The 24,233-nt window shown below is 64.5% G+C and carries 21 protein-coding genes and 3 pseudogenes; 13 read left to right on the top strand and 11 right to left on the bottom strand.

Annotation, left to right across the window (positions count from 1 at the left end):
- Window position 1: 1 nt before the first annotated feature.
- On the bottom strand, window positions 2–928 hold the full coding sequence (gene ltnD / locus ACVWW3_RS04950) for an L-threonate dehydrogenase (protein WP_456650747.1): 927 nt from the start codon (window positions 926–928) through the stop codon (window positions 2–4).
- Between the two features lie 95 nt (window positions 929–1,023).
- Here ltnD and otnC point away from each other — a divergent pair, with 95 nt between their 5' ends.
- Window positions 1,024–1,728: a 3-oxo-tetronate 4-phosphate decarboxylase gene (gene otnC, locus ACVWW3_RS04945; RefSeq protein WP_456671889.1), complete on the top strand. Its 705-nt coding sequence runs from the start codon at window positions 1,024–1,026 to the stop codon at window positions 1,726–1,728.
- A 132-nt stretch (window positions 1,729–1,860) separates the two neighbouring features.
- Here otnC and ACVWW3_RS04940 read toward each other — a convergent pair whose 3' ends face one another.
- The 6 genes and pseudogenes from ACVWW3_RS04940 to ACVWW3_RS04915 form a co-directional block, all read right to left on the bottom strand.
- Window positions 1,861–2,565 (bottom strand): ABC transporter ATP-binding protein, encoded by a 705-nt coding sequence (locus tag ACVWW3_RS04940; protein WP_456650748.1) that lies wholly within the window; start codon window positions 2,563–2,565, stop codon window positions 1,861–1,863.
- A complete protein-coding gene (locus tag ACVWW3_RS04935; protein ID WP_247349759.1) occupies window positions 2,549–3,280 on the bottom strand; it encodes an ABC transporter ATP-binding protein in 732 nt (243 codons plus the stop codon). Before ACVWW3_RS04935 ends, ACVWW3_RS04940 begins: the two co-directional genes overlap by 17 nt.
- Window positions 3,277–4,260 carry a branched-chain amino acid ABC transporter permease gene (locus tag ACVWW3_RS04930; RefSeq protein WP_354053033.1) on the bottom strand — a complete coding sequence of 328 codons (984 nt, stop codon included), beginning with the start codon at window positions 4,258–4,260 and terminating at the stop codon, window positions 3,277–3,279. The genes ACVWW3_RS04935 and ACVWW3_RS04930 overlap by 4 nt, the downstream gene beginning before the upstream one ends.
- A pseudogene (locus ACVWW3_RS04925) lies at window positions 4,260–5,095 on the bottom strand (branched-chain amino acid ABC transporter permease). The gene ACVWW3_RS04930 and the pseudogene ACVWW3_RS04925 overlap by 1 nt, the downstream one beginning before the upstream one ends.
- Window positions 5,096–5,321: 226 nt before the next feature.
- Window positions 5,322–6,566, bottom strand: coding sequence for an ABC transporter substrate-binding protein (locus ACVWW3_RS04920; protein ID WP_247349757.1), 1,245 nt, complete (start codon window positions 6,564–6,566; stop codon window positions 5,322–5,324).
- An 89-nt stretch (window positions 6,567–6,655) separates the two neighbouring features.
- On the bottom strand, window positions 6,656–7,471 hold the full coding sequence (locus tag ACVWW3_RS04915) for a putative hydro-lyase (protein WP_456650749.1): 816 nt from the start codon (window positions 7,469–7,471) through the stop codon (window positions 6,656–6,658).
- A 120-nt stretch (window positions 7,472–7,591) separates the two neighbouring features.
- On the opposite strand from ACVWW3_RS04915, the gene ACVWW3_RS04910 reads away from it, so the two are divergent.
- From ACVWW3_RS04910 to ACVWW3_RS04895, 4 genes and pseudogenes are all read left to right on the top strand, one after another.
- Window positions 7,592–8,509, top strand: coding sequence for a LysR family transcriptional regulator (locus ACVWW3_RS04910; protein ID WP_247441466.1), 918 nt, complete (start codon window positions 7,592–7,594; stop codon window positions 8,507–8,509).
- Window positions 8,510–8,541: 32 nt separating this feature from the next.
- Entirely contained in the window at window positions 8,542–9,792 is a 1,251-nt protein-coding gene (locus tag ACVWW3_RS04905; protein WP_456650750.1) for an allantoate amidohydrolase, read from the top strand.
- 12 nt (window positions 9,793–9,804) lie between these two features.
- Window positions 9,805–10,717, top strand: a pseudogene (locus tag ACVWW3_RS04900) (NAD(P)-dependent oxidoreductase).
- An 11-nt stretch (window positions 10,718–10,728) separates the two neighbouring features.
- Window positions 10,729–11,802, top strand: coding sequence for a malate/lactate/ureidoglycolate dehydrogenase (locus ACVWW3_RS04895; protein WP_456650752.1), 1,074 nt, complete (start codon window positions 10,729–10,731; stop codon window positions 11,800–11,802).
- A gap of 55 nt (window positions 11,803–11,857) precedes the next feature.
- On the opposite strand, the gene ACVWW3_RS04890 is transcribed toward ACVWW3_RS04895, so the two are convergent.
- A complete protein-coding gene (locus ACVWW3_RS04890; RefSeq protein ID WP_456671888.1) occupies window positions 11,858–12,871 on the bottom strand; it encodes a tartrate dehydrogenase in 1,014 nt (337 codons plus the stop codon).
- Window positions 12,872–13,088: 217 nt separating this feature from the next.
- Between ACVWW3_RS04890 and ACVWW3_RS04885 the strand changes: the two genes are divergently transcribed.
- Both ACVWW3_RS04885 and ACVWW3_RS04880 read left to right on the top strand, forming a co-directional pair.
- Window positions 13,089–13,865, top strand: coding sequence for an SDR family oxidoreductase (locus tag ACVWW3_RS04885; protein ID WP_247441456.1), 777 nt, complete (start codon window positions 13,089–13,091; stop codon window positions 13,863–13,865).
- A gap of 134 nt (window positions 13,866–13,999) precedes the next feature.
- Window positions 14,000–15,418 (top strand): amidase, encoded by a 1,419-nt coding sequence (locus ACVWW3_RS04880; RefSeq protein WP_247349748.1) that lies wholly within the window; start codon window positions 14,000–14,002, stop codon window positions 15,416–15,418.
- Window positions 15,419–15,481: 63 nt separating this feature from the next.
- Here the strand turns inward: ACVWW3_RS04880 and ACVWW3_RS04875 are convergent, their stop codons facing one another.
- Together ACVWW3_RS04875 and ACVWW3_RS04870 are read right to left on the bottom strand one after the other, a co-directional pair.
- The gene (locus ACVWW3_RS04875; RefSeq protein WP_247349747.1) at window positions 15,482–16,588 is read right to left on the bottom strand and encodes an amino acid ABC transporter permease; all 1,107 of its coding nucleotides are present in this window, start codon (window positions 16,586–16,588) and stop codon (window positions 15,482–15,484) included.
- 2 nt (window positions 16,589–16,590) lie between these two features.
- The gene (locus ACVWW3_RS04870) at window positions 16,591–17,778 is read right to left on the bottom strand and encodes an amino acid ABC transporter permease (protein ID WP_456650754.1); all 1,188 of its coding nucleotides are present in this window, start codon (window positions 17,776–17,778) and stop codon (window positions 16,591–16,593) included.
- Between the two features lie 87 nt (window positions 17,779–17,865).
- Here ACVWW3_RS04870 and ACVWW3_RS04865 point away from each other — a divergent pair, with 87 nt between their 5' ends.
- From ACVWW3_RS04865 to ACVWW3_RS04850, 4 genes are all read left to right on the top strand, one after another.
- Entirely contained in the window at window positions 17,866–18,738 is an 873-nt protein-coding gene (locus ACVWW3_RS04865; protein ID WP_456650755.1) for a MurR/RpiR family transcriptional regulator, read from the top strand.
- A gap of 3 nt (window positions 18,739–18,741) precedes the next feature.
- Window positions 18,742–20,091 (top strand): aspartate aminotransferase family protein, encoded by a 1,350-nt coding sequence (locus tag ACVWW3_RS04860; RefSeq protein ID WP_456650756.1) that lies wholly within the window; start codon window positions 18,742–18,744, stop codon window positions 20,089–20,091.
- A 12-nt stretch (window positions 20,092–20,103) separates the two neighbouring features.
- Window positions 20,104–21,117 carry an amino acid ABC transporter substrate-binding protein gene (locus ACVWW3_RS04855; RefSeq protein WP_247349742.1) on the top strand — a complete coding sequence of 338 codons (1,014 nt, stop codon included), beginning with the start codon at window positions 20,104–20,106 and terminating at the stop codon, window positions 21,115–21,117.
- A gap of 148 nt (window positions 21,118–21,265) precedes the next feature.
- On the top strand, window positions 21,266–21,916 hold the full coding sequence (locus ACVWW3_RS04850) for an aspartate/glutamate racemase family protein (protein ID WP_456650757.1): 651 nt from the start codon (window positions 21,266–21,268) through the stop codon (window positions 21,914–21,916).
- Here ACVWW3_RS04850 and ACVWW3_RS04845 read toward each other — a convergent pair.
- Window positions 21,913–22,561 (bottom strand): annotated as a pseudogene (locus ACVWW3_RS04845) (TetR/AcrR family transcriptional regulator). The gene ACVWW3_RS04850 and the pseudogene ACVWW3_RS04845 overlap by 4 nt on opposite strands.
- Window positions 22,562–22,713: 152 nt before the next feature.
- Between ACVWW3_RS04845 and ACVWW3_RS04840 the strand changes: the two are divergent.
- Window positions 22,714–22,923 carry a ferredoxin gene (locus ACVWW3_RS04840; protein WP_247349739.1) on the top strand — a complete coding sequence of 70 codons (210 nt, stop codon included), beginning with the start codon at window positions 22,714–22,716 and terminating at the stop codon, window positions 22,921–22,923.
- A 59-nt stretch (window positions 22,924–22,982) separates the two neighbouring features.
- Window positions 22,983–24,206 (top strand): cytochrome P450, encoded by a 1,224-nt coding sequence (locus ACVWW3_RS04835; protein ID WP_456650759.1) that lies wholly within the window; start codon window positions 22,983–22,985, stop codon window positions 24,204–24,206.
- Window positions 24,207–24,233: the final 27 nt, after the last annotated feature.

The raw sequence follows: 24,233 nt of genomic DNA, 5'->3' as shown, positions 1-24,233 counted from the left end.
TCTACTTGTCGCCGGGGAGCTTGACGCCGGTGACCTGTGCATACATCCGCGCCACCGACGCGTCGTCGTCGCGGCCCATGCCGGCGGCTGACGTCATCAAGAACATCTGGAGCGCGGCAGCGGAGACCGGCACCGGGAATCTGGCACTGCGCGCCATGTCCTGGATGATGCCGAGGTCCTTGACGAAGATCTCGACCGCGCTCTTCGGCGTGTAATCGCCATCCAGCACGTGCGGCATGCGGTTCTCGAACATCCAGGAATTGCCCGCGGACGCCGTGATCACCTCATAGACCTTGCGGATGTCGAGGCCCTGCTTGGCCGCGAACGCGATCGCCTCCGAGGCTGCGGCGATATGCACGCCGGCCAGCAACTGGTTGATCATCTTGAAGGCGGCGCCTTGGCCTGCGGCATCGCCAAGCTCGTAGAGCTTTGCGGCCATGGCATCGAGCGCAGGCCGCGCTTTCTCAAACGCAGCCGGACTGCCGGAGGCGAGAATCGTCAGCTCGCCTTGCGCGGCGCGCTGCGCCCCGCCGGAGATCGGCGCATCCAGATAGTGCCGGCCGGTCGCCTCCAACTGCTTGGCAAGGCGCCGCGCCACGTCGGGATCCATGGTCGCGGACGACAGGAAGACGCTGTCCTTGGGCATGGCTTCGGCGACGCCGTCCTTGCCGAACAGGATGGTCTCGGTCTGCGCGGCATTGACGACGACACTGACGACGATATCGGCGTCCTTGGCAGCTTCGGCCGGCGTCTTGGCGCCTGCGCCACCGTCCGTCACGAAACGCGCCACCGCATCGGCCGAGACGTCGCAGCCGGTGACGATATGACCGGCGCGCTTCAGCGAGGTCGCCATGCCAAACCCCATCGAGCCGAGCCCGACGACGGCGATGCGCTGATTCTGTGACGTGGAGGCGGACATGCAACTCATCCTTGCGAACGTTTCCCGGACGGCCGCCCTTTGCGGCAGCTTGGCAACCGAATAACACGGCTTGGCCGCGCTGCCAAAGCATGAGACAAACAGACATGACGGCCATGAGCAACGAGACACGGCTGCGCGAAGACATTTGCCGCTTCGGACGGTCCCTGTTCGAGCGCGGGCTGACACCCGGCTCCTCCGGCAATATCAGCGTCAGGCTGGACGGCGGCGGCTGGCTGGTGACGCCGACCAACGCCTCGCTCGGCTTTCTCGATCCCGCAAAACTGTCGCGGCTGGACGAGCAGGGCCGGCTGGTTTCGGGCGATGCGCCGACCAAGGAAGTTCCGCTGCACACTGCGCTCTACGCCACGCGCGGGAGCGCAAGGGCAATCGTGCATCTGCATTCTACCCACTCCGTCGCGCTGTCGATGCTCCCCGAGGTCGATCCGCGTGCCGTGCTGCCGCCGATGACGGCCTATTATTTGATGAAATGCGGCGCCACCGCGCTCGTGCCCTATTACCGCCCCGGCGATCCCGCGGTGGCTGACGCGATCAAGGGGCTGGCGGGGAAATATTCATCCGTCCTGCTCGCCAATCACGGCCCGGTGGTATCAGGCGACACGCTGGAGGCCTCGGTGTTCGCGACGGAGGAGCTGGAGGAGACGGCGAAGCTGTATCTGCTGCTGCGCGGGATGAACCCGCGCTATCTGTCGCCGGAGCAGGTGGAGGATCTGGTGAAAGTGTTCGGGGTGAAGCTGCCGGAGCATGGGCACGAGCACGGGCGCTCACCGCATACTCCGCCCTCATCCTGAGGCGCGAGCCTTGCGATGCAATGCATCGCAAGGTGAAGCCTCGAAGGGATGGGCTACAGGCGCGCGCATCCTTCGAGGCGCGCGAAGGGCGCGCACCTCAGGATGACGGTAGAGATTGTGGTGGCAGTCTAGTTACAGCCCCAGATATGCCTTGCGCACATCCGGATTGCCTCTGATCTCGCTTGCTGCGCCCTGCATCAGCACGCGGCCGGTTTGCAGGATGTAGGCGCGGTCGGCGATCTCAAGGCACTCCGCCATGCGCTGCTCGACGATCAAGACGGTCATGCCGGCATCGCGGATGCGCTTCACGGCCTGGAAGATTTCATCGACCAGCTTCGGCATGATGCCCTGTGACGGCTCGTCCAGCATCAACAGCCGCGGGCGTGTCATCAGCGCGCGGCCGATCGCGAGCATCTGCTGCTCGCCGCCGGAGAGGGTTTCGGCCCGCTGATCGAGGCGTTCGGACAGGCGCGGGAACAACTTGAAGACGAGATCGAGCGGGCTCTCACGATCGGCGTCGCCGCGATAGAGATAGCTGCCAAGGCGCAGATTGTCGCGCACGGAGAGGCGCGGAAACAGGCGGCGGTTCTCCGGCACATAGGCGATGCCGGTGGCGGTGATGTGGTGCTGTGCCATGCCGTCGAGGCGCTTGCCGTCGAAGGTCACCGTGCCCGAACGCGGACGCTCGGCGCCGGCGATAGACTTGAGCAGCGTCGACTTGCCCGCGCCGTTGGCGCCGGCCACGCAGACGATCTCGCCCTTCTGGACTTCGATCGAGATCGCGGAGATCGCGACCAGGCCCTGATAGGCGGTCGTGACTTCACGCACCGACAGCATGACGATCTCCCAGATAAGCGCTGATCACCTTGGGATCGCGGACGACCTCGGTGGGCTTGCCCTCGACCAGCACCTTGCCGAGGTCGAGCACGATGGCGCGATCGACCAGCGGCATCACGATCTCCATGACATGCTCGACCATCAGCACGGTGATGCCGGCATCGCGCACCTTGCGCACCAGGGCGACACCGGTCTGCGCCTCGGTCGGCGTGAGGCCGGTGAGGACTTCGTCGAGCAGCAGCAGCTTCGGTTCGGTCGCCAGCGCACGGGCGACTTCGAGACGGCGCTTCTCGGCCGGCACGAGGTCGCTCGCCAGCACGTCGGCACGCGCGGCAAGGCCGGTGAACTCCAGCACCTCATACGCCTTGCGGCGCGCTACTCGCATCACGGTGTTACGCACGAGAGCACCGACGATGACGTTGTCGATGACAGTCATGGTCTCAAAGCTCTTGACCACCTGGAACGTGCGCCCGACGCCACGCTGACAGCGCTCGGCCGCGGGCATCTTGGTGACGTCCTCGCCGTCGAACCAGATCGAGCCTTGAGTCGGCGGCAACACGCCGGCGATCAGATTGAACAGCGTCGACTTGCCGGCACCGTTGGGGCCGATCAGGCCCACGATCTCGCCGCGGCCGACCGAAATCGAGACGTCGCTGTTGGCGACGAGGCCGCCAAAACGTTGCCAGACGCCGCGGGTTTCAAGGAGCGCGGTCATCGTGAGGCTCCCTTCGCTTTAGAACGGGAGAACAGGCTGACCAGCCCCTGCGGCAGAGCCAGCGAGATCGCCACGATCAGCCCGCCATAGACGATCAGATCGACGCCGCGCCCGGAGCCGCCGATATAGGAGCGCGTCAGCTCCGTCATCGGGATCAGAATGGCCGCGCCAAGCACCGGGCCCCAGAGAGTACCGATGCCACCGAGCACGGCCGGCAGCGCCATCAGCAGCGAGAACTGGAAGCCCATGACGCTCTCAGGATCGATATAGGCGAGAAATTGCGCATAGAAGGCGCCGCCGATGGCAACGAGGAAAGCGGAGACGGCAGCCGCGCCCATCTTGGAGTTGAACACGACGACGCCAAGGCTTTCGGCCGCTTCCGGATTGTCCTTCACCGCGCGCCACCAAAAGCCCCATTTGGAGTCTTCCAGCCACCAGGTGACGAACCAGGCGAGGCTGCACAGCACCAGCGCGAAATAGAAGTACGGCAGCTTGCTGCGCATGAACTGGAATTTCAGCCAGCTGTCGCCGCGCACCTGAATGGTGATTCCCATCGCCGCCCCCGCCCATTCCCAGTTCTGGAACAGCAGCAGCCCGATCTCGGCGATGACGATGGTCGCGATCACGAAGTAATGGCCGCGCAGGCGGAAGAAGGGATAGCCGAGCCCCATCGCAATGAGGGCCGCAATCACGCCGCCGGCGAGCATGCCGAACCAGGGCAGCACGCCGAACTTGGTGAACAGGAGCTCGGTGGTGTAGGCGCCGATCCCGAAATAAAGCGCGTGTCCCAGCGAAATCTGCCCGCAATAGCCGGAAAGAATGTTCCAGCTCTGCGACAGCGCCGCATACATCAAGGTCAGGATCAGGATGTTCTGGACGTAGACGTCCTTGATGAACAGCGGGGCGAGCGCTGCGAGCCCGGCCAGCACCGCGGCGATGATGAGGTCGCGGCGGCGCCGCACGGCAAAATTCTTGTCCATCACATCGACCCGAACAGGCCGCGCGGCCGGATGAAGACGACCAGCAAGTAGACTGCGTAGATGCCGACCGACTTCAGCGACGGCGGCAACACAAGGGCTGTGGTCGCTTCGACGAGGCCAACGATGATGCCGCCGGCGAAAGCGCCGAATACGCTGCCGAAGCCGCCGAGCGCCACCGTAACATAGGCAATCAGCGCAAAGGACGCGCCGACGTCGGGATAGATATAGAAGAAGCTTGCCATGATCGCTCCGGCGAGGCCGACCAACGCGGCACCAAGTCCCCAGCCAAGCGCGAACACGCGGTTCTTGTCGATGCCGACGAGGGCCACCGCGCCAGGGTCTTCACGGGTGGCCTCCAGCGCGCGGCCGAAATCGGTCCGATGGATGAAGAAGTAGAGCCCGGCAAAGGCCAGGATCGAGACCAGCGCGCCCATCAGCTGCGGCTCGGGCAGGAAGATGCCGGCGATTGAGATCGTCTTGCCGCCGAGCCAGGAATGCGGAACGCTGCGATAGTCCGGCGTGAAGAAGAACTGCGCGAGGCCGCGCATCACGATGGCGAGGCCAAAGGTCGAGAAGATCTGCACCATGCCGGCATTGGCCTTGGCCCGCATGGCGAAGCGCACGACCAATAGATAGACCACAGCTCCGAACGCACGAACAGCGCGGCAGCCACCAGCGGCGCCGACAGCAGGGGGTCGATCGCGAAGAACGTGAACAGGAAGAAGCTCACATACATCGCGATCATCAGGAACTCGCCATGGGCGAAGTTCACGACGTCCATCAGGCCGAAGATCAGCGCGAGGCCGACGGCGATCAGTCCGTAGAGCAGACCCATGAGAAGGCCGCTCGCGAGACTCTGGATAATGGTTTGGGCTGTCAAAAGTCCGTCCCCCGAATTACGCCCTCATCCTGAGGAGCGCGCTCCTGCGCGCGTCTCGAAGGATGGGCCCGCCCTCGCCCTTCGAGACGCGGGCTGCGCCCGCTCCTCCAGCGACAACGGCTTCGCCGTTGCGCAGGGATGAGGGCGGGAGCTACCGTCTGAGCTCCCGCTTTCCTAAATCTTACTTCATCGGCCAGATCGCTTCAGCGATCGCGGCCTGCGGCGGAAAGATGGTGACGAACTTGCCGCCGACATATTGCAGCAGCACCGGGTCGGCATCGTTGTTCTGGCCCATCTCGTCGAACTTGACGCGCTTCCAGGGCATGATTGTCCGCTCGCCCGGGATATCGGTGGCTGCCAGCGCGTCGCGGATCTTCTCGCCGTCGGTCGACTTGGCGCGGCTGATCGCATCCGCAAGGATGATCAGGCCCATGAACTGACGCGAGGTGAGATCGTTGAAATCCTTGCCCGACCGCGTCTTGAACATCTCGTTGATCTTGCCGACCATCGGGCGCTTCTGCGCCAGGTCGAGCGAGAAGGTGCCGCGCGAGATCACGCCTTCGAGCTTGTCGCCGACGGCATCATAGAGCGCCTTCTCCGAGAAGCCGGCGTCCTGGGCCACGATCGCATTCGGCTTGTAGCCGAGCTCGGCCATGGTCTTGACCAGCAGGATGCCGTCGGTGGTGTAGCTCGACGGCATCAGCACGTCGGCGTTGGCGCTCTTGAGCTGCTGCACCTCGGCCGAGAGCGAGGGCGAGTTGGCGCGATACTTGATGTCGGTGACGATCTTGTAGCCGCGCTCGCCGGCGATCTTGGCCTGGGCGTTGCCGGAATCGGTGCCGAAGATGGTGTCCTCGTGGAACAGCGACAGCGTCTCGATCTTGGTGCCCTTCTTCTTCAAGGCATCGAAGAAGTCGAACATCGCGGCCGAGTACATCTCGTCGTGCGGCGCGGCGCGGAAGTAATATTTCAGGCCACGGCGATGCAGGCTGGGCGAGGAGTTGTCGGCGGAGACGAACGGTATCTGGTAGCGCTCGCAGATCTGGCTGACGGTGACGGCGACCGCGCTCTGATAGGTGCCGATGATGGCGGAGACCTTCTCCTGCGTGATCAGGCGCTCGGCTTCGGCGCGGCCCTTCTGCGGATCGGCCTGGTGATCGGCAAACACGAGGCGGACCTTTGCGCCGCCGAGACCCGGCAGGCCCTCACCCTTCGCCAGCGGCAAGTCGAAATCGGTGTCCTTGTTGATGACCTCGAGCGCGGTCTCATAGGCCTTCTGCGCGTCGACGCCCTGCTGCGCGCTGCCGCCCGAGAACGGATAGATCACGCCGATCACGACCTCGGAAGTCTGCGCGCGCGCTGCCAGCGGCACCAGCGCGGCCGTAGCGGTAGCTCCCAACAATACGTCGCGGCGAGTGATCGTCATGGCAAAGTCCCCTGTTACTGAATTTCGACTGATCGAATGAAACGATTGATGGATGCGGTAAAGCCCGAAGAAGCAGCAAACGCTGCCCACTAAATCACGGCCATGGTCCTGTTCTTGATATCCGTCACCAGCATCAGGCCGGGCGAATGCGTGATCGCGAACGGCACTTTCGCGGCGTTGATGACCGATTGCGGCGTCACGCCGCAGGCCCAGAACACCGGGATCTCATCGTCGGCAACCGGCACCGGATCGCCGTAATCGGGCTTGGCGATGTCCTTGATACCGATCAGATGCGGATGGCCGAGATGCACGGGCGCGCCGTGCACGGCTGGATAGCGCGAGGTGATCTGCACCGCGCGGATCGCGTCCGCCGGCTTGAACGGACGCATCGACACCACCATGGGACCGGCGAAGGGACCGGACTCGCCGCAGGCGATGTTGGTGCGATACATCGGCACCCGCACATTGTGCTCGATGTGGCGGATCGGCATGCCCTCGTCGAGCAGCGCCTCTTCGAACGAGAACGAGCAGCCGAGCACGAAGGTCACGAGATCGTCGCGCCAATGCTTTGTCACATCGGTCGGCTCGTCGACCACCTCGCCGTCGTGCCAGACGCGATAGCGCGGCACGTCGGTGCGGATATCGAGATCGGCTCCGAGCGCCGGGATGTGCGGACTGCCGACCTCGGACATCCCGATGATCGGGCACGGCTTGGGATTGAGCTGGCAGAAGCGGTGAAAGGCGCTGGCATATTCCGCCGGCAGGATCGCCAGATTGCCCTGGACGAAGCCGGGAGCCACGCCGGCGGTGGAGGCGACCAGACCCTCGCGGTAGGCAAGCCGCGCCTTGCGGCTCGGAAGCATGCCGGGCGTTTCAGTTTGCTGCACTGCCACCAAAACAGTCATGTGATCGACCTGCCTAGAAACTCGACAAAGACAAGCCAACACCAAGCGTGCTATAAAGTCTAATCGTCGTTTCTAATCATTCTCGATAAATTTGGTTTATCGATCGGGAAAATCCTTCCAATGCTGGACTTCAGGTCGATCGAGACGTTCCTCTGGGTTGTGAAGCTCGGCAGCTTCCGTGGCGCCGCAGCAAGGCTCAACACGACCCAGCCGGCGATCTCCCAGCGAATCGCTCAGCTCGAGCGCGAGATGGGCGTGAAGCTCCTCAACCGCGATCATCGCGTGGCTTCGCCGACGCCGAGCGGCCGGCAGATGATGGTGTATGCGGAAAAACTGATCGGCCTGCGCGCCCAGATGTTGGCCGAGGTCGGCGACCGCTCGGCGATGCGCGGTGTGATGCGTCTCGGCGTTGCCGAAACCATCGTCCACACCTGGCTGCCCCGCCTCGTGAAGAGCATGAACGAGGTCTATCCGAACCTCTCGCTGGAGATCGAGGTCGACATCACGCCGAACCTCACCGCGCGCCTGCTTGCGCAAGAGATCGAGCTTGCCTTCGTCGTCGGCCCGCTCTCGGCCTCCGGGGTGCACAATCGCGTCCTCGCCGACTATCCGATCGGCTTTCTCGCCAGCCCCTCGCTCGGCCTCGGCCATGGACCGGTAACGCGGGCTGAGCTGGCGCGGTTTCCGATCATTACCTTCCCACGGAAGACGCGGCCTTACGAGGTCGTGCGCGAAGTGTTCGACCGGCCGGAGCTGCCGCCGATCCGGCTGCACGCCTCCGCCTCGCTCGCGACCGTCATCCACATGGCGGTCGAGGGCCTCGGCATCGCCGTGATTCCCGACGCCATCGTCGAGAGCGAGCTTGCAGACGGGCGGCTGCAACTGCTCGACACCGATCTCGAAATCGCGCCACTGACATTCACCGCGAGCTGGCTCGCCTCGCCCGACGTCGTGGCGGTGGAGCGCGTCGCAGAGCTTGCATGTCAGATTGCGCAGAGCAGCCTCGCAGTTGACGCGCCCGCGCCGGCGCGTCATTGAAACAGGCGCCGGACAAAAGAGAGACTGACCGCATGAGCCGAGCCGCCACCAATTTGCAAATCGATTCCGCCCGCCTCTGGGGCTCCATCCACGAGACCGCGCAGTTCGGCGCCACGGCCAAGGGCGGCGTGCGGCGGCTGACGCTGAGCGCAGAAGACAAGCAGGTGCGCGACTGGTTCCGCAAGGCCTGCGAGGACGCCGGCTTAGAGGTGCACACCGATGCGCTCGGCTCGCAGTTCGGCCTGCGCAAGGGCCGCGACATGTCGAAGCTGCCCGTCGGCATCGGCTCGCATCTCGACACCCAGCCCACCGGCGGCAAGTATGACGGCATTCTGGGAACGCTCGGCGCGCTCGAAGTGATCCGTACGCTGAACGACGCCGGCATCGAGACGGAGGCGCCGATCTGTGTCGTCAATTGGACCAATGAAGAAGGCTCGCGCTTCGCCCCCGCGATGATGGCCTCCGCAGCCTATGTCGGCGACTTCACCACTGATGACATCCTGTCGCGCAAGGACGTCGAAGGCGTCACTGTCGGGCAGGCACTCGACGGCATCGGCTATCGCGGCGACAAGCCGGTCGGCTTTCAGAAGCTCGGCTGCTTCGTCGAGTTGCACATCGAGCAGGGTCCGATCCTTGAGGCTGAGAGCAAGACCATCGGCGTGGTCGATTCCGGCCAGGGCGTGCTCTGGTACGACGGCAAGATTACCGGCTTCGAGAGCCATGCCGGATCGACGCCGATGCCGTTGCGGCGCGATGCACTCGCTACGCTCTCCGAGATCGTGCTGGCGATGGAGGCCATCGCCAGCAAGCACGGGCCGAAGGCAGTCGGCACCATCGGCGAGGCCGTGATCGCAAACCCCTCGCGCAATGTCATTCCCGGCGAGATCGCCTTCACCATGGATTGCCGCAGCGCCGATGGCGCGATCATGGACGCGCTCGATCGCGATTTGCGCGCTGCCATCGCCGAGATCGCCACGCGCCGCAAGGTCGAGGTCAAGATCGACCTCGTCTGGCGCAAGCCGCCGACGCATTTCGATCCGAAGCTGATTGCAGCGGTGGAGAACGCAGCGAAGACGCTCGGCTATTCCTCTCGCCGCATCACCTCGGGCGCCGGCCACGACGCCTGCAACCTCAATACCGTCATGCCGGCGGCGATGGTGTTCGTGCCCTGCAAGGACGGCACTAGCCACAACGAGCTGGAGGACGCCACGCAGCCCGACTGCGCGGCCGGCACCAACGTATTGATGCACACCGTGCTGGCGATCGCCGGCGTCGCGTCCTGACCGGAGAAAACCATGCGCGGAGTTTTCGTCGACGCCAATGAAGCTCTCGCCGTGATCATGGAGCGGCTGGAGCAACCGGGCGATCCCAAGGTGCGTATCCACAGGGATCCCGACATCAAGCCCGAGCAATATCCTGAGATCCTCGACGGCGCCGAAATCGCGATCGTCGATCACACCGCGCTACCGACCGAGGTCGCGAAGAAGTGCGCAGGGCTGAAGCACGTGGTGTTCCTCGGCACCGGTGCGCGCAGCTACATGAATCCGGAAGAGCTCGCCGAGCTCGGCATCTCCGTGCACCTGATCAAGGGCTATGGTGACACGGCGGTCGCAGAATCCGCGATCGCGCTGATGTGGGCCTCGGCCCGCGTCATCGCGGTGATGGATCGCGAGATGCGCGGCGGCAACTGGCTGCGCGAGGATGGCATGCAGCTCACCGGCAAGACGCTCGGCCTGATCGGTTTCGGCGGCATCGCCGCCGAGGTCGCACGCATTGCCTCGGGCAGCGGCATGAAGGTGATTGCCTGGAACCGCTCGCCCAAGAGCCATCCGGGCGTCGAATTCACCGATCTCGACAAATTGCTGGCGCGAGCCGATGTCGTGTCGCTGCATCTGCTGCTCAACCGACGAGACCCGCGGCATGATCACCCGCGAGAAGATCGCGAAGATGAAGCCGGGCGTCATCCTCATCAACACCGCCCGCGCCGCCGTCATCGACGAGACCGCCATGATCGACGGGCTGGAGTCGGGCCACATCCGCCATGCCGGCCTCGATGTTTTCAATATCGAACCCCTGCCCGGCGATCATCCGCTGACGAAGATTCCGAATGTGACGCTGTCGGCGCATTCGGCCTTCCGCACGCCGGAAGCAAGTGAGAACCTGATCGAAGCGGCGTGGGTCCACTGCCGCCGGATCGTGAAAGGATAAGAGCAATAACAATGGCCGACTATCGCACCATCAAGGCACAGCCGCTCACCAACGTCGTCCGCGCCATTGTCAAGGCCGGCGGCTCCACGGACCGCGAGGCCGAGCTCGTATCCACGAACCTCGTCGAGGCCAACCTCAGGGGACATGACTCGCACGGCGTCGGCATGATCCCGCGCTACGTCCAGAGCGTCACCACGGGCGGCCTCGCCGTGAACCAGCACGTCAAGATCGTGCTCGACACTGGTCCGCTTCTCACCCTCGACGGCCTCACCGGCTACGGCCAGGTGATCGGCCATGAAGCGATGGAGCTGGCGGCAGAGCGCGCCAAGCGCAACGGCGTGTGTCTCGTCGGCCTGTCGAACTCGCACCACATCGGCCGCATCGGCCACTGGGCCGAGCAGTGCATCGGCCACGGACTGGTATCGATTCACTTCGTCAACGTGATCTCGCGCCCGATCGTGGCGCCCTGGGGCGGCAGCGATGCGCGCCACGGCACCAACCCCTTCTGCGTCGGCATCCCGCGCAGAGGCAAAGAGCCGATCGTGCTCGACTTCGCCACCAGCAGGATCGCGCAGGGCAAGACGCGTGTCGCCCACAACAAGGGCGTCGAGCTCGAACCCGGCACCATCATCGACAATGAAGGCAAGCCCACCGTCAATCCGCGCTACACCGTGATCCCGCCGCACGGCGCCATCCTGCCGTTCGGCGAGCACAAGGGTTCGGGGCTCGCGCTGGTGTGCGAAATCCTCGGCGGCGCGCTCTCCGGCGGGCAGGTGGTCAAGGGCCCGTCCGACGGCAAGCACAACGTCCTCAACGGCATGCTCTCGATCATCATCGACCCGGGCAAGCTCGGCACCGGCGAGAACCTGGCGCGCGAGGTCGAGGGCTTCGTCGCCTGGCATACCGGCTCACCGCCCGCCCCCGGCGTCGACAAGGTGAAGATCGCCGGCGAGCCCGAGCGCGAGACGAAGAAGAAGCGTCTGGCGGAAGGTATTCCGGTTGATCCGACCACCTGGCAGGAGATTCTGGAAGCCGGGAAGAAGTTTGGGCTGGATCAGGCGGCGATCGAAAAGATCGCGGGGTAGCTCTATGTCGTCCCGGCGAAGGCCGGGACGGCCACCCCGCGGTTAGCGGATCAAACTAATCCACCATCTCCGCGACTGCCTTGCCGCAAGCCGTGGTGTCAGCATTGCCGCCCAGGTCCTTGGTGCGGAGCGTGCGCTCGGCCAGCGTGCGCTCGATCGCATCGACGATCGACTTGCCGGCTTCCTTCTCACCGAGATGCTCGAGCATCATCGCGCCCGACCAGATCGCACCGATCGGGTTCGCAATCCCCTGCCCTGCAATATCAGGCGCCGAGCCGTGCACCGGCTCGAACACCGACGGGAAATTGCCCTCGGGGTTGATGTTGCCTGACGGCGCGATGCCGATGGTGCCGGTGCAGGCCGGGCCGAGATCAGAGAGGATGTCGCCGAACAGGTTCGAGCCGACCACGACGTCGAACCAGTCCGGATGCAGCACGAAGTTCGCCGTCAGAATGTCGATGTGGTACTTGTCCCACTTCACGCCCGGAAACTTCTTGGCCATCGCCTCCACGCGCTCGTCCCAATAGGGCATGGTGATGGAGATGCCGTTCGACTTGGTCGCCGAGGTCAGGTGCTTCTTCGGCCGCGACTGCGCGAGCTCGAAGGCGAATTTCAGGATGCGGTCGACGCCGATGCGGGTCATCACTGTCTGCTGCGTCACGAACTCGCGGTCGGTGTCCGGGAACATGCGGCCGCCGACGGACGAATATTCGCCTTCGGTATTCTCGCGCACCACCCAGAAATCGATCTCGCCCGGCTTGCGATTTGCCAGCGGCGACGGCACGCCCGGCATCAGCCGCACCGGACGCAAATTCACATACTGATCGAACTCGCGGCGGAATTTGATCAGTGAACCCCACAGCGAGACGTGATCCGGAATCTTGGCCGGCCAGCCGACCGCACCGAAGTAAATGGCATCGTGCTTGCCGATCTTGTCCTTCCAATCGTCCGGCATCATCTGGCCGTGCTTCTCGTAATACTCCCAGGACGAGAAGTCGAAATGATCGAAATGAAGAGACACCCCGTGCTTCTTCGCTGCGGTCTCCAGAACACGCAGACCCTCCGGCATCACTTCCTTGCCGATGCCGTCACCGGGAATGACCGCGATCCGGATATTGTTTCTTGCTCATCGAGAACGTCCTTGATTGGTCCGGCAGCCGCCGCCTTTTTGACCGCACTGCAATGGACCAAACGCGGCGGCAGTGCAACGCTGCACTGCAATGTTGACCATGGCGCGGCCAACCGCCTACTGATTTCATCCTGTTCTCACCGAGCGAGTAACTTCCATGGATCTGCATCTGCGTGGTAAGCGCGTCCTGATCACGGGTGCGTCCAAGGGCATCGGCGCAGCCGCCGCCGAGGCCTTTGCCGAGGAAGGCTGCCATCTCCTCCTCGCCGCCCGCAATGGCGATCAGCTCAAGGCGCTGGCCGAGCGCCTGCGCTCCGCCCATCAGATCGATGCCGCGACGAGCATTGTCGATCTGCGCAAGACTGAGGATTTGGCGCGGCTAGCGAAGGAGGCCGCCGATATCGACGTGCTCGTCAACAATGCAGGCGACATTCCCGGCGGCTCCATCGACAAGATCGACGAGGCGACCTGGCGGCACGCCTGGGAATTGAAAGTGTTCGGCTACATCAACCTCACGCGCATGATCTATGCGCAGATGAAGGCGAAGGGCGGCGGCGTCATCGTCAACGACATCGGCGCCGCCGGCGAGAAGTTCGACGCCAACTACATTTGCGGCAGCGCCGGCAATGCCGCGCTGATGGCCTTCACCCGCGCGCTCGGAGGCAAGAGCCTCGCCGACAACATCCGCGTGGTCGGCATCAATCCCGGCCCGGTCGGCACCGACCGTCACGTCACCCTGCTGAAGACGCGGGCAAAGCACCAGTTCGGCGACGAGAGCCGCTACAAGGAATTCCAGAAGAGCCTGCCGCTCGGCAGGCCGGCGCATGCCCGCGAAATCGGCGACCTCATGGCGTTCCTGGCGTCGGATCGCGCCGGCTATACATCGGGCGTCATCTATACGGTGGATGGCGGCATCAGCGCGGGATGGGGTTAGTTGACGCCTGTCGCTTCGCGCACCACACACCGTCATTGCGAGCGTAGCGAAGCAATCCAGAATCTTTCCGCGGACAGACTGGATTGCTTCGCTGCGCTCGCAATGACGGTTCAATAAGCACAGGAGTAAAATAATTGTCTCAGGATCTGATCCGCGAAACCGCCTGCGTCGTCGTTGACAAGCTGCGGTCCGGCGAGGTCTCGCCGCTGGAGCTGCTGGATGCGCTGGAGAAGCGCATCGGTGAAGTCGACGGCAAGGTCAATGCGCTGCCGACGCTGTGCTTCGATCGCGCGCGGGATAGCGCCAAGGCGCTGATGCAGAAGCCGGCCGGCGCGCGCGGATTGCTCGCAGGCCTGCCGGTGCCGATCAAGGACCTGACCGATGTTGCAGGCGTGCTAAACACCCAGGGCTCGCCGATCTACAAAAACAATATCCCAGCGAAGTCCGACCTCATGGTCGAGAACCTCGAAGCCAATGGTGCGGTCGTCTACGCCAAGTCCAACACGCCGGAATTCGGCGCCGGCGCCAACACCTTCAACGAGGTATTCGGCGCGACCCTCAACCCCTGGGACATTTCGAAATCCGCCGCCGGCTCCTCCGGCGGCGCGGCGGTGGCGCTCGCGACCGGCATGGCCTGGCTCGCACAGGGCTCGGACATGGGCGGCAGCTTGCGCAGCCCCGCGAGCTTCTGCGGGATCGTCGGCATGCGACCGAGCATCGGCCGCGTCGCGCACACGCCGAAAGCGGGCATCGACCGCAATCTCGGCGTGCAGGGCCCGATGGCACGCAATGTCGAAGACCTCGCGCTGCTCCTGGATGCCATGAGCGGCGATTATGCCGCCGACCCGCTGTCGCTGCCGGCGCCCGCGACCTCGTTCCTGACGGCCGCGCGGTCGGGCAAAAAGCCGAAGCGCATCGCCTACTCCGCTGATCTCGGCATCACCCCGGTCGACCCCGAAGTCAAGGCGCTCACGCGCAAGGCGGCGGAACGCTTTGCCGAAGCCGGTGCCATCGTCGAGGAGGCGCATCCGGATTGGCGCGAGGCGCATGAGTGCTTCCACGTGCTCCGCGCGTTCGACTTCGCGATCAGCAAGGCGCAGCTGCTCCGCACCAAGCGCGACCTGCTCAAGCCCGAGGTGATCTGGAACATCGAGGAAGGTCTCAAGCTCACCGTCGAGCAGCTCGAGCGCGCCGAAGCGCAGCGCGTCGGCATGACCGCCCGTGCGGTCGAGTTCTTCCAGACCTACGATCTGCTGCTGGTACCGACCACGATCGTGCCGCCGTTCCCGATCGAGAACCGCTACGTCGCCGAATGCGCGGGCAAGAGGTTCGACAATTACGTCGAATGGCTCGGCATCGTCTACGCCATCACGCTCGCCTGCTGCCCGGCGTTGTCGCTGCCGTGCGGCTTCACGGCGTCAGGACTTCCCGTTGGTGTGCAGGTGGTCGGCGCGCCCCGGAGCGACGCTGACGTGCTCGCGGGCGCGAAGGTGCTGGAGGATATTCTGGGTCTGCGGGGCACGACGCCGATTGATCCAAAAGTGAAGAAGTAACTTCTCGAGCTCCGGACGAGCGGCAGCGCTGACGCGTTGCACCTCGTCCGGGGCACGAGATATCTAGCCCGCGCGCGTCGCCTCCAAACTCCGGCTATACCGCGACATCGCGAAGCAGAAGACAAAATAGATGGCGGCGACGAAGATGTAGACTTCGACGGAGAATTGCTGCCACGCGGGATCGATGATCGCGGTCTTCGCCGTCGTCAGCAGGTCGAAGATACCGATGATCAGGACGAGGCTGGTGTCCTTGAAGAAGGCGATGAAGGTGTTGACCAGCGGCGGGATGACGTGGCGGATCGCCTGCGGCAGGACGATCAGCCGGTTCTTGCGCCAATAGGACAACCCCAGCGCATCAGCGGCCTCATACTGTCCGCTCGGCACGGCCTGAAGGCCGCCGCGGATGACTTCGGCAAGATAGGCACCTGCGAACAGGATGATCGCGATCTGCGCGCGCAAGAGCTTGTCGATGTTGAATCCGGCAGGCATGAACAGCGGAAACATCACGCTCGCCATGAACAACAGACTGACCAGCGGCACGCCGCGGATCAGCTCGACATAGAGCACGCTGAGCGAGCGGATTGCCGGCAGCTTCGAACGACGGCCGAGGGCAACCAGGATGCCGAGCGGGAAGCCGAACGCGAGACCGAACGTCGCCAGGATCAGCGTCACCGGCAAGCCGCCCCAACGGTCCTGCGAGACGAACGACAAACCGAACACGCCGCCCCACATCAGCACGCTGATCAGCGCCAGCGCTCCAATCCAGAGATAGGCCAGTTCGCGCCGCCATAAGGCGCGGCGGGTGGAGAGATAGAACAGGGCGATGAAGAGCAGCACCGCCAGCGCCGGCCGCCACTGCTGGTCGAACGGATAGGTGCCAAACAGGATGAAGCGGTACTTTTCGGGTATGATCGCCCAGCACGCACCGACGCCGCGCACTGCGCGGCAGGCACTGGAATCGTTCGCCGGCGTCAACCAGACTGCGTTCGCGATTCCCCACAGCACTAAGCTGAAGACACCCTTGGCGAGCACCGCCAGCAGCACGACTGAGAGGATGCCGTTCGGAATCGACGAGAACAAATTGGTGCGCAGCCAGCGCAGCACCGGGTTGCCGATTTGCGGGCGACGGGCGGCGCGCGGTGCTTCCGGAATGTCGGCGATCGCCGTCATGATCAGCGCTCCACCAGCGCGATGCGCGAATTGTACCAGTTCATGAAAAAGCTGATGCCGAGGCTGATGGTGAGGAACACCGCCATGATCAAAGCAATCGCCTCGATCGCCTGGCCCGTCTGGTTCAGCGTGGTGTTGGCGATCGAGACCACGTCCTGATAGCCGATCGCCACCGCGAGCGAAGAGTTCTTGGTCAGGTTGAGGTACTGGCTCGTCATCGGCGGCACGATCACGCGCAACGCCTGCGGCAGGATGATCTGCCGCAGCATGAAGCTGCGGCGGAGACCCAGCGCATTGGCGGCATCCCACTGGCCGCGCGGCACCGACTGGATGCCGCTGCGCACGATCTCGGCGATGAAGGCCGACGTATAAGTGACGAGCGCGATCACGAGCGCAAAATATTCCGGCGCGAGCGTCAGTCCACCGACGAAGTTGAAGCCGCGCAACTCGGGCCATTCGATGATCCAGGATACGCCGAGCAGTGCGGACACGAGCGCCGGCAGCACGACAATGAGGCCAAGCGCGAAAGGCCAGGCCGACCGTGGCTTGCCGTCGCGCATCTGCTGTGAGATCAGCCGTCGCTGGATGACATAGAACACGACAAGCCCCAGCACTGCTGTGCCGAGCACCCAAAGCTGCGGCGTCCCAGTTGGAATCGCCGGCAGGATCAAGCCCCGATTGGAGAGGAACACGCCCTCGATCGGCCGAAACGCCGCGCGTGCGGCCGGCAGTGCCTGCATCAGCACATACCAGAACAAAAGCTGGAGCAGCAGCGGGATGTCGCGGAGCGTTTCCACATAGACGGCGGCAAGCCGCGACACCAACCAGTTCGCGGACAAGCGCGAGATACCGATCAGCGTACCCAAAATGGTTGCGAGCACGATGCCAATTACGGCAACGCGCAAGGTGTTGGCGATGCCGACGACGAACGCCCAGAGATATGAGTCTCTTGGATTGTAGGCGAGCAGGCTGTCGGCGATGGGCATGCCAGCCTCACGGCCGAGGAACGCAAATCCGGTCGTGATGCGGCGCGCGGAGAGATTAGTGACCGTGTTGGACCAGAGGAAGACGATGACCGCGACCGCGATCCCGACCACCAGGACCTGCCAGAACAGGCCTTTCAGCTCGCGTTGCCCGAAAGCGCCGAACAAGCGGCGGCGCGGCGGCGGTCTCGGAGCGTCTGACGTCACAGCACAAAAATCCTTCTCAAGACGGGCGATTTCCGGCGGCGCACGTCAACTGTTGCACCAAACTCTACTTCGTGCAACAAATGTTTCATGGCCGAGCCCGCGAAATCCTCGCCGCTGAGCGAACTGCGCATTGCATTGCCGTCGCTCCCGATGCGGCTGCAGGAGGTCGGGCGTTTCGTCGCCGCCAATGATTACGACGCCACCACCCGTTCGATGCGCGATCTCGCAGCGGTTGCCGGCGCCGATCCGGCCGCGTTCACGCGGCTTGCGAAAGCGATCGGCTATTCGGGCTGGGACGAATTGCGCGCGGCGCTGACGGAGGCGCGGCGGCCCTCGCAGATCGCGCCCTTCTCCGGCCGCGCCAAGAGCCGCCGTCACGGCCCGAACGCCGATGTCGTGCTCGTCACCGACAAGCTCGAGGCCGAGGCCGCTGGCCTCCCGCGCATTCCGGCCCAGCCGATCGCGGAAGCGGCCCGCGCACTTCACGACGCCAAGCGGATCTGGATCACAGGCTACCGGAGCTGCCGCAGCGTCGCGGAGCTGCTGAACTACGAGCTCCGGCTGTTTCGTCCCGAGCAGGTGCAACTCGTCGGCGCGTCGGGCCCCGACGATCTCGACCTCGGCGCGTTCCGGCCCGGCGAAGCCGTCATCGTCATCGGCTTCATGCCCTACACACATGCGAGCGTCCGGGTCGCGCAGGCCGCCTATCGTGCCGGCGCGACCCTGATCGCGATCGCGGATAGCCCATCGGCGCCGATGGCCGAAGGCGCCGACCACGTGCTGCTGTTCGAGGCGGCCTCCTCTCCCGGCTTTTTCCCGAGCCTCACCGGTGCCATTGCGATCGCGCAATCGCTCGCTGCCGTGACATTTTCGCTCGGCGGCGCGGCCGCAAAGAAGCGCCTGGAAAATACCGAGGCGCGACTGGCCGCGGCCTCCACTTACGTTCCAGAGAAAGGTTGACCCATGGCCGCTCGCACCAGCCGCGTGCTGCACCGTTCGTTGCGCGAAACGCCGCCCAAGGCGATCGGCGGCGAAGGCGTCTATCTCCTGGCCGAGGACGGACGCCGCGTGATCGACGCATCCGGCGGTGCGGCGGTGTCCTGCCTGGGCCATCAGCATCCGCGCGTGATCGCAGCGATAGCGAAGCAGGCCTCGACGCTGGCCTATGCGCACACCGCTTTCTTCTCCTCCGAGCCGGCCGAGGCGCTGGCCGAACTGCTGGTCGGCCACGAGCCCGGCGGGCTCGCTTATGCTTATTTCGTCAGTGGCGGATCGGAGGCGATCGAGGCCAGCATCAAGCTCGCGCGGCAATATTTCATCGAGCGTGGCGAGCCGCAGCGTCAGCATTTCATCGCGCGGCGCCAGAGCTATCACGGCAACACGCTGGGCGCGCTGGCCGCCGGCGGCAATGCCTGGCGGCGTGCGCCCTATGCGCCGCTGCTCTCCGACGCTTTCAGCCATGTGACCCCGGCCTTCGCCTATCACGAGAAACACGATGGTGAATCAGATGCGCAGTTTGTGGCGCGCCTCGCCGCCGAACTTGAAGCCGAGTTTCAGCGGCTCGGCCCTGAGACCGTCGCGGCGTTCCTCGCCGAGCCCGTCGTCGGCGCGACCGCCGGTGCCGTGACGGCGCCGGATGGATACTTCAAAGCGGTCCGCGAGATCTGCAATCGACATGGCGCGCTGCTCATCCTTGATGAGGTCATGTCCGGCATGGGCCGCACCGGCACCACGCATGCATGGGAACAGGAAGGCGTCGCGCCCGACATCCAGGCGATCGCGAAGGGCCTCGGCGGCGGCTACCAGCCGATCGGCGCGATGCTTGCCAGCGGAAAGATCATCGACACGATCCGTGCGGGCTCCGGTGCGTTTCAGCACGGCCATACTTATCTCGCGCATCCCCTCGCCTGCGCCGCCGCACTCGAGGTGCAAAACGTGATCCGCGAGGACGGCCTGCTCGAACGCGTCAAGGAGCGCGGCAAGCAGCTCGAGCAGCGGCTGACCGAGCGCTTCGGCAACCACCGCCATGTCGGCGACATCAGGGGTCGCGGGCTGTTCTGGGCGATCGAGCTCGTCGCCGATCGCGCCGGCCGCACCTCGTTCGATCCGGCGCTGAAGCTGAACCAGAAGATCAAGGCGGAGGCCTTTGCCAACGGGCTCGGCTGCTATCCCGGCGGCGGCACCGTGGACGGGGTCCGCGGCGACCACGTACTGCTGGCCCCGCCCTATATAAGTTCGGCTGACGAGATCGACCTGATCGTCGACAAGCTCGGCACCGCCGTCGACCACGTGTTGCGTAGTGTCAATCATTGAGGGGAGAGTAGCATGATGAGGAAAGTGGTTATCGCAGCGAGCGTGCTCGCGGCATCGACGGTGGTCGCATCGGCCGCGACGCTCGACACGGTGAAGAGCCGCGGCACGCTGATATGCGGTGTCAGCGCCGGCTTTGCCGGCTTCTCCGCGCCGGACTCGCAAGGCAATTACAAGGGTCTCGACGTCGATTATTGCCGCGCCCTCGCCGCCGGCGTGCTCGGCGATGCCAGCAAGGTGCGTTACGTCTCGCTGACCGCGCAGAACCGCTTCACCGCGCTCCAGTCCGGCGAGATCGACGTGCTCTACCGCAACTCCACGCAGACCTATCTGCGCGGCGTGACGCTGGGCCTGCGGCAGGGCCCGATCAACTTCTACGACGGCCAGGGCTTTGTCGTGAAGAAAGACCTCGGCGTGAAGGAGATCAAGGATCTCAAGGGCGCCACCGTCTGCGTCGCCCAGGGCACCACGCATGAGGTCACGCTCGGCGACTACGGCCGGGCGAATGGCATCGACTGGAAACCGCTGGTGTTCGACCGCGTCGACACGATGTACCAGACGTTCTTCGGCGGCCGTTGCGATGCCATGACCCAGGACGCTTCCGCGCTCGCAGGTGCCGTGACGACCGCGGCGCCGAACCCCGCTGACTACGTCGTGCTACCGCAGACCATCAGCAAGGAGCCGCTCGGCCCCTTCACCCGCAACGGCGATGAGGTCTGGAGCGACATCATCACCTGGCTGCATTACGGGCTGATCGAGGCCGAAGAGCTTGGCGTCACGCAAGCCAATGTCGACGAGATGGCGAAGTCGCAGACACCGGCGATCCAGCGCCTTCTGGGCGCCTCCGGCGATCTCGGCTCGCGGCTGGGGCTCGACAATAAATGGCTGGTCACGGCAATCAAGGCCACCGGCAATTACGGCGAGATCTACGAGCGCAATGTCGGCAAGGCGAGCCCGCTCAAGCTCGAGCGCGGCCTCAACGGCCTCTGGAGCAAGGGCGGCTTGATGTACGCGGTGCCGTTCAAGTAAAGGCCTCGCGTGTCCCGGACGCGCCGCAGCGTGCAATGCTGCTGCGCTGAGCCGGGACCTCGCCGCCACAATGGGCCCCGGCTCTGCAGCGCAATGCTGCGCATTGCGCTGCGTCCGGGGCACGAAACCTTCTATCGGGTAACGTTCAATGACGACGTCTCCTCGCATCGCCCTGATCCACGCCCTCAAGCATTCTATCGCCCCGATCGAGGCGGCGTTCGCGAAGGCGTGGCCAGAGGCGAGGCTGATGAACCTGCTCGACGACAGCCTGTCGGCTGATCTCGCGCGTGACGGCAAGCTCAACAATGCCATGACCGAGCGCTTCCTTGCGCTCGGCGACTACGCCGCGGCGACCAGCGCGGATGCGATCCTGTTCACCTGCTCGGCCTTCGGTCCCTGCATCGAGACGGTTGCGCGCGCGCATGCGCCGATGCCGGTGCTCAAGCCGAACGAAGCCATGATCGAACGGGCGGTGACGATGGGCCAGCGGATCGGCCTGCTCTCGACCTTCCCGCCCACGCTGGCCTCGATGCCGCCGGAATTTCCGGCCTCCGTCAAGATCGTGCCGAAACTTGCCGAAGGCGCGCTGGCCGCGCTCGACCGCGGCGACCGCGCGACACATGACCGGCTGATCGTGGAAGCCTCACGTGACTTACGCGATTGCGACGTCGTCGCGCTCGCGCAGTTCAGTATCGCGGCGACGGCGCCTCTCGTGGCGGAGGCTACCGGCCGCCCTGTCGTGACCACGCCCGACAGCGCCGTCGAGAAGCTGATGAAGCTGTTGGTGGCGAAGGATTAAGTGCCAGCCTTTTTCCGGCGCCGCGCGGCCTTGATCGCCGCCGCAAGCGCTGCCTTCGTTTCGCTGACAAAATCCTCCACCAGCTCCTCGCGCGTGGCATGCGCCGCCTCACCGGTGAACAGGCCCTGCTCCGCCAGCATCACCACGCCGTGCAGCGCCGCCCAGATCTTGAGCGCGTGCCGCTCGCGCAAATAGCCGACCGCGGGCGCTTCAAGAGCTTCCACCACGAGCGCAAATGTCTCGTGCGTGGCCTCACGCAACTCGCTGCCCTTGGGCGCGCAGGACACAGTGCGCGAAGCGAACATCAACCGGTAGATGCCACTGCGGTGCAGACCGAAATCGAGCGTCGCCTGCGCCAGCCGCGATAATTTCGATTGCTTCGACGGCTTTGCCATCGCGGCCCGCAAAATCGCGCTGAGCTGCCGGAACGCCTGCGCCGTCACCGCCTCAAGCAGTGCCTCGCGATCGGCAAAATGCCGGTAGGGCGCCGGCTGGGAGGACGCCGAGCTGCTTTGCAAGCGCCTTGATGCTGATCGCCTCCGTTCCGCCCCGCTCCGCCTCGCGTAGCGCAGCCTTGATCAGGGCGTCCCGGAGATCGCCATGGTGGTAGGTGTTCTCGGGTTTTCGGGCAAGTTGTGAACGCATGTTGCGCAGAGCCTATAAGTTTGTGCTTGACAGGGGAAGCCTGCCGCGAATGTAATAGGCTATAACTTAGAAGAAGCGGCAATGCCGTGACAAAATTGACAAGAGGAACGCGCACCCTTCGGGTTCACGCGCGCACGACCGAGGAAGCCGCCATGACAGAGCGACTGAGGATTCACGTCGATCCCGACAAATGCCAGGGGCACGCGCGCTGCAAGGCGCTGGCGCCGGAGCTGTTCGAGCTCGACGAATACGGCAACGCCCACGAGGCCGGCGACGGCACGGTCCCCCCCGGCCTCGAAGACAAGGCCTGGCTTGCCAAATCCAATTGTCCGGAAATCGCAATCGACGTGATCGAGGAGTAGCGCACCGCCTGCCGCCCTGCGTGCCTTTCTTGAACACGAGCCCCTAGGGATTCACTGATATGTCCGACGTCAGCCAACCCGCCGCCCATCCGCCCGTGACCGATTGGGTCCATGATTTCGACCACACCGATCCGCAATGGACGGAAGATCCCTTCCCGATCTGGGACGAGCTGCGCGCCGCAGGCCCGGTCGTGCACACCGAACGTTTTCTCGGCTGTTACATGCCGACGACCTATGAGGCCGTACGCGAGATCGCCAACGACAGCGAGCATTTCTCCTCGCGCCGGATCATCGTCCGCGACGTGCGGCCGGAAATCACCAGCAGGAACTCCGCCCCGCCGATCACCTCCGATCCGCCGGTGCACAAGCCCGCCAAGCAATTGCTTCTGCCGCCGTTCACGCCGGACGCGATGAAGAAGCTGGAGCCGCGGATGCGCGCGATCTGCAACGAGTTGATCGACGGCTTCATCGCCGAACGTCGGCTAGACGCGGCGGAGCGCTACACCAAGCACATTCCGGTGCGGGCAATCGCGCACATGCTCGGCATTCCTGAGTCCGACAGCGATCTCTTCATCAAATGGATCCACATGATCCTGGAGCTCGGCATCAAGGACGAGACCATGCTGCTTCAGGCCGTGCACGAGATGAGCGCTTACTTCGGCGCCCACATCGAGGCCCGCAAGAACAAGCCGACCGACGATCTGATCTCCTACCTGATGAATGCCAGGGACAAGGAAGGCAATCCGCTCGAGGATTCGCACGTGCTGGGCTCGCTGCGACTGCTCCTGATAGCCGGCATCGACACCACCTGGAGCGCGATCGGCTCCTCACTCTGGCACCTCGCCCGGACGCCCGCCGATCGCGAGCGCCTGATTGCCGAGCCCGAGCTGATCCCGAACGCGGTGGAGGAGCTGCTGCGCGCCTATTCGCCGGTGACGATGGCGCGCGAAGTGGTCAAGGAGACCACGATCTCGGGCTGCCCGGTCAAGCCGGGCAACATGGTGCTGCTGTCCTTCCCGGCCGCGAACCGCGACCCAAAGATTTTTCCGGATGCTGACAAGGTCGTGATTGACCGCCGCGAGAACCGCCATGCCGCCTTCGGCCTCGGCATCCACCGCTGCGTCGGCTCGAACCTTGCGCGCATGGAGATGCAGGTTGCGCTGGAGGAATGGCTGAAGCGAATTCCGGACTTCGCCCTCGATCCGGCAGGCACGGTGACCTGGTCACAGGGAACCGTCAGAGGCCCCCGCCAGTTGCCATTTTTGCTTGGAAAGGCGATGTAGACCTTTCCAAACAGCGATACGAAGAGG

The organism is Bradyrhizobium sp. LM2.9, from assembly GCF_054056555.1.
This window is presented reverse-complemented; position numbering and strand designations above follow the sequence as displayed.

Excerpts from the sequence above, each read along its gene's own strand:
- ltnD (WP_456650747.1), bottom strand. The coding sequence starts at position 928 with ATGAGTTGCATGTCCGCCTCCACGTCACAGAATCAGCGCATCGCCGTC.
- otnC (WP_456671889.1), top strand. The coding sequence starts at position 1,024 with ATGACGGCCATGAGCAACGAGACACGGCTGCGCGAAGACATTTGCCGC.
- ACVWW3_RS04940 (WP_456650748.1), bottom strand. The coding sequence starts at position 2,565 with ATGCTGTCGGTGCGTGAAGTCACGACCGCCTATCAGGGCCTGGTCGCG.
- ACVWW3_RS04935 (WP_247349759.1), bottom strand. The coding sequence starts at position 3,280 with ATGACCGCGCTCCTTGAAACCCGCGGCGTCTGGCAACGTTTTGGCGGC.
- ACVWW3_RS04930 (WP_354053033.1), bottom strand. The coding sequence starts at position 4,260 with ATGGACAAGAATTTTGCCGTGCGGCGCCGCCGCGACCTCATCATCGCC.
- ACVWW3_RS04920 (WP_247349757.1), bottom strand. The coding sequence starts at position 6,566 with ATGACGATCACTCGCCGCGACGTATTGTTGGGAGCTACCGCTACGGCC.
- ACVWW3_RS04915 (WP_456650749.1), bottom strand. The coding sequence starts at position 7,471 with ATGACTGTTTTGGTGGCAGTGCAGCAAACTGAAACGCCCGGCATGCTT.
- ACVWW3_RS04910 (WP_247441466.1), top strand. The coding sequence starts at position 7,592 with ATGCTGGACTTCAGGTCGATCGAGACGTTCCTCTGGGTTGTGAAGCTC.
- ACVWW3_RS04905 (WP_456650750.1), top strand. The coding sequence starts at position 8,542 with ATGAGCCGAGCCGCCACCAATTTGCAAATCGATTCCGCCCGCCTCTGG.
- ACVWW3_RS04895 (WP_456650752.1), top strand. The coding sequence starts at position 10,729 with ATGGCCGACTATCGCACCATCAAGGCACAGCCGCTCACCAACGTCGTC.
- ACVWW3_RS04890 (WP_456671888.1), bottom strand. The coding sequence starts at position 12,871 with ATGCCGGAGGGTCTGCGTGTTCTGGAGACCGCAGCGAAGAAGCACGGG.
- ACVWW3_RS04885 (WP_247441456.1), top strand. The coding sequence starts at position 13,089 with ATGGATCTGCATCTGCGTGGTAAGCGCGTCCTGATCACGGGTGCGTCC.
- ACVWW3_RS04875 (WP_247349747.1), bottom strand. The coding sequence starts at position 16,588 with ATGACGGCGATCGCCGACATTCCGGAAGCACCGCGCGCCGCCCGTCGC.
- ACVWW3_RS04865 (WP_456650755.1), top strand. The coding sequence starts at position 17,866 with ATGGCCGAGCCCGCGAAATCCTCGCCGCTGAGCGAACTGCGCATTGCA.
- ACVWW3_RS04860 (WP_456650756.1), top strand. The coding sequence starts at position 18,742 with ATGGCCGCTCGCACCAGCCGCGTGCTGCACCGTTCGTTGCGCGAAACG.
- ACVWW3_RS04855 (WP_247349742.1), top strand. The coding sequence starts at position 20,104 with ATGATGAGGAAAGTGGTTATCGCAGCGAGCGTGCTCGCGGCATCGACG.
- ACVWW3_RS04850 (WP_456650757.1), top strand. The coding sequence starts at position 21,266 with ATGACGACGTCTCCTCGCATCGCCCTGATCCACGCCCTCAAGCATTCT.
- ACVWW3_RS04840 (WP_247349739.1), top strand. The coding sequence starts at position 22,714 with ATGACAGAGCGACTGAGGATTCACGTCGATCCCGACAAATGCCAGGGG.
- ACVWW3_RS04835 (WP_456650759.1), top strand. The coding sequence starts at position 22,983 with ATGTCCGACGTCAGCCAACCCGCCGCCCATCCGCCCGTGACCGATTGG.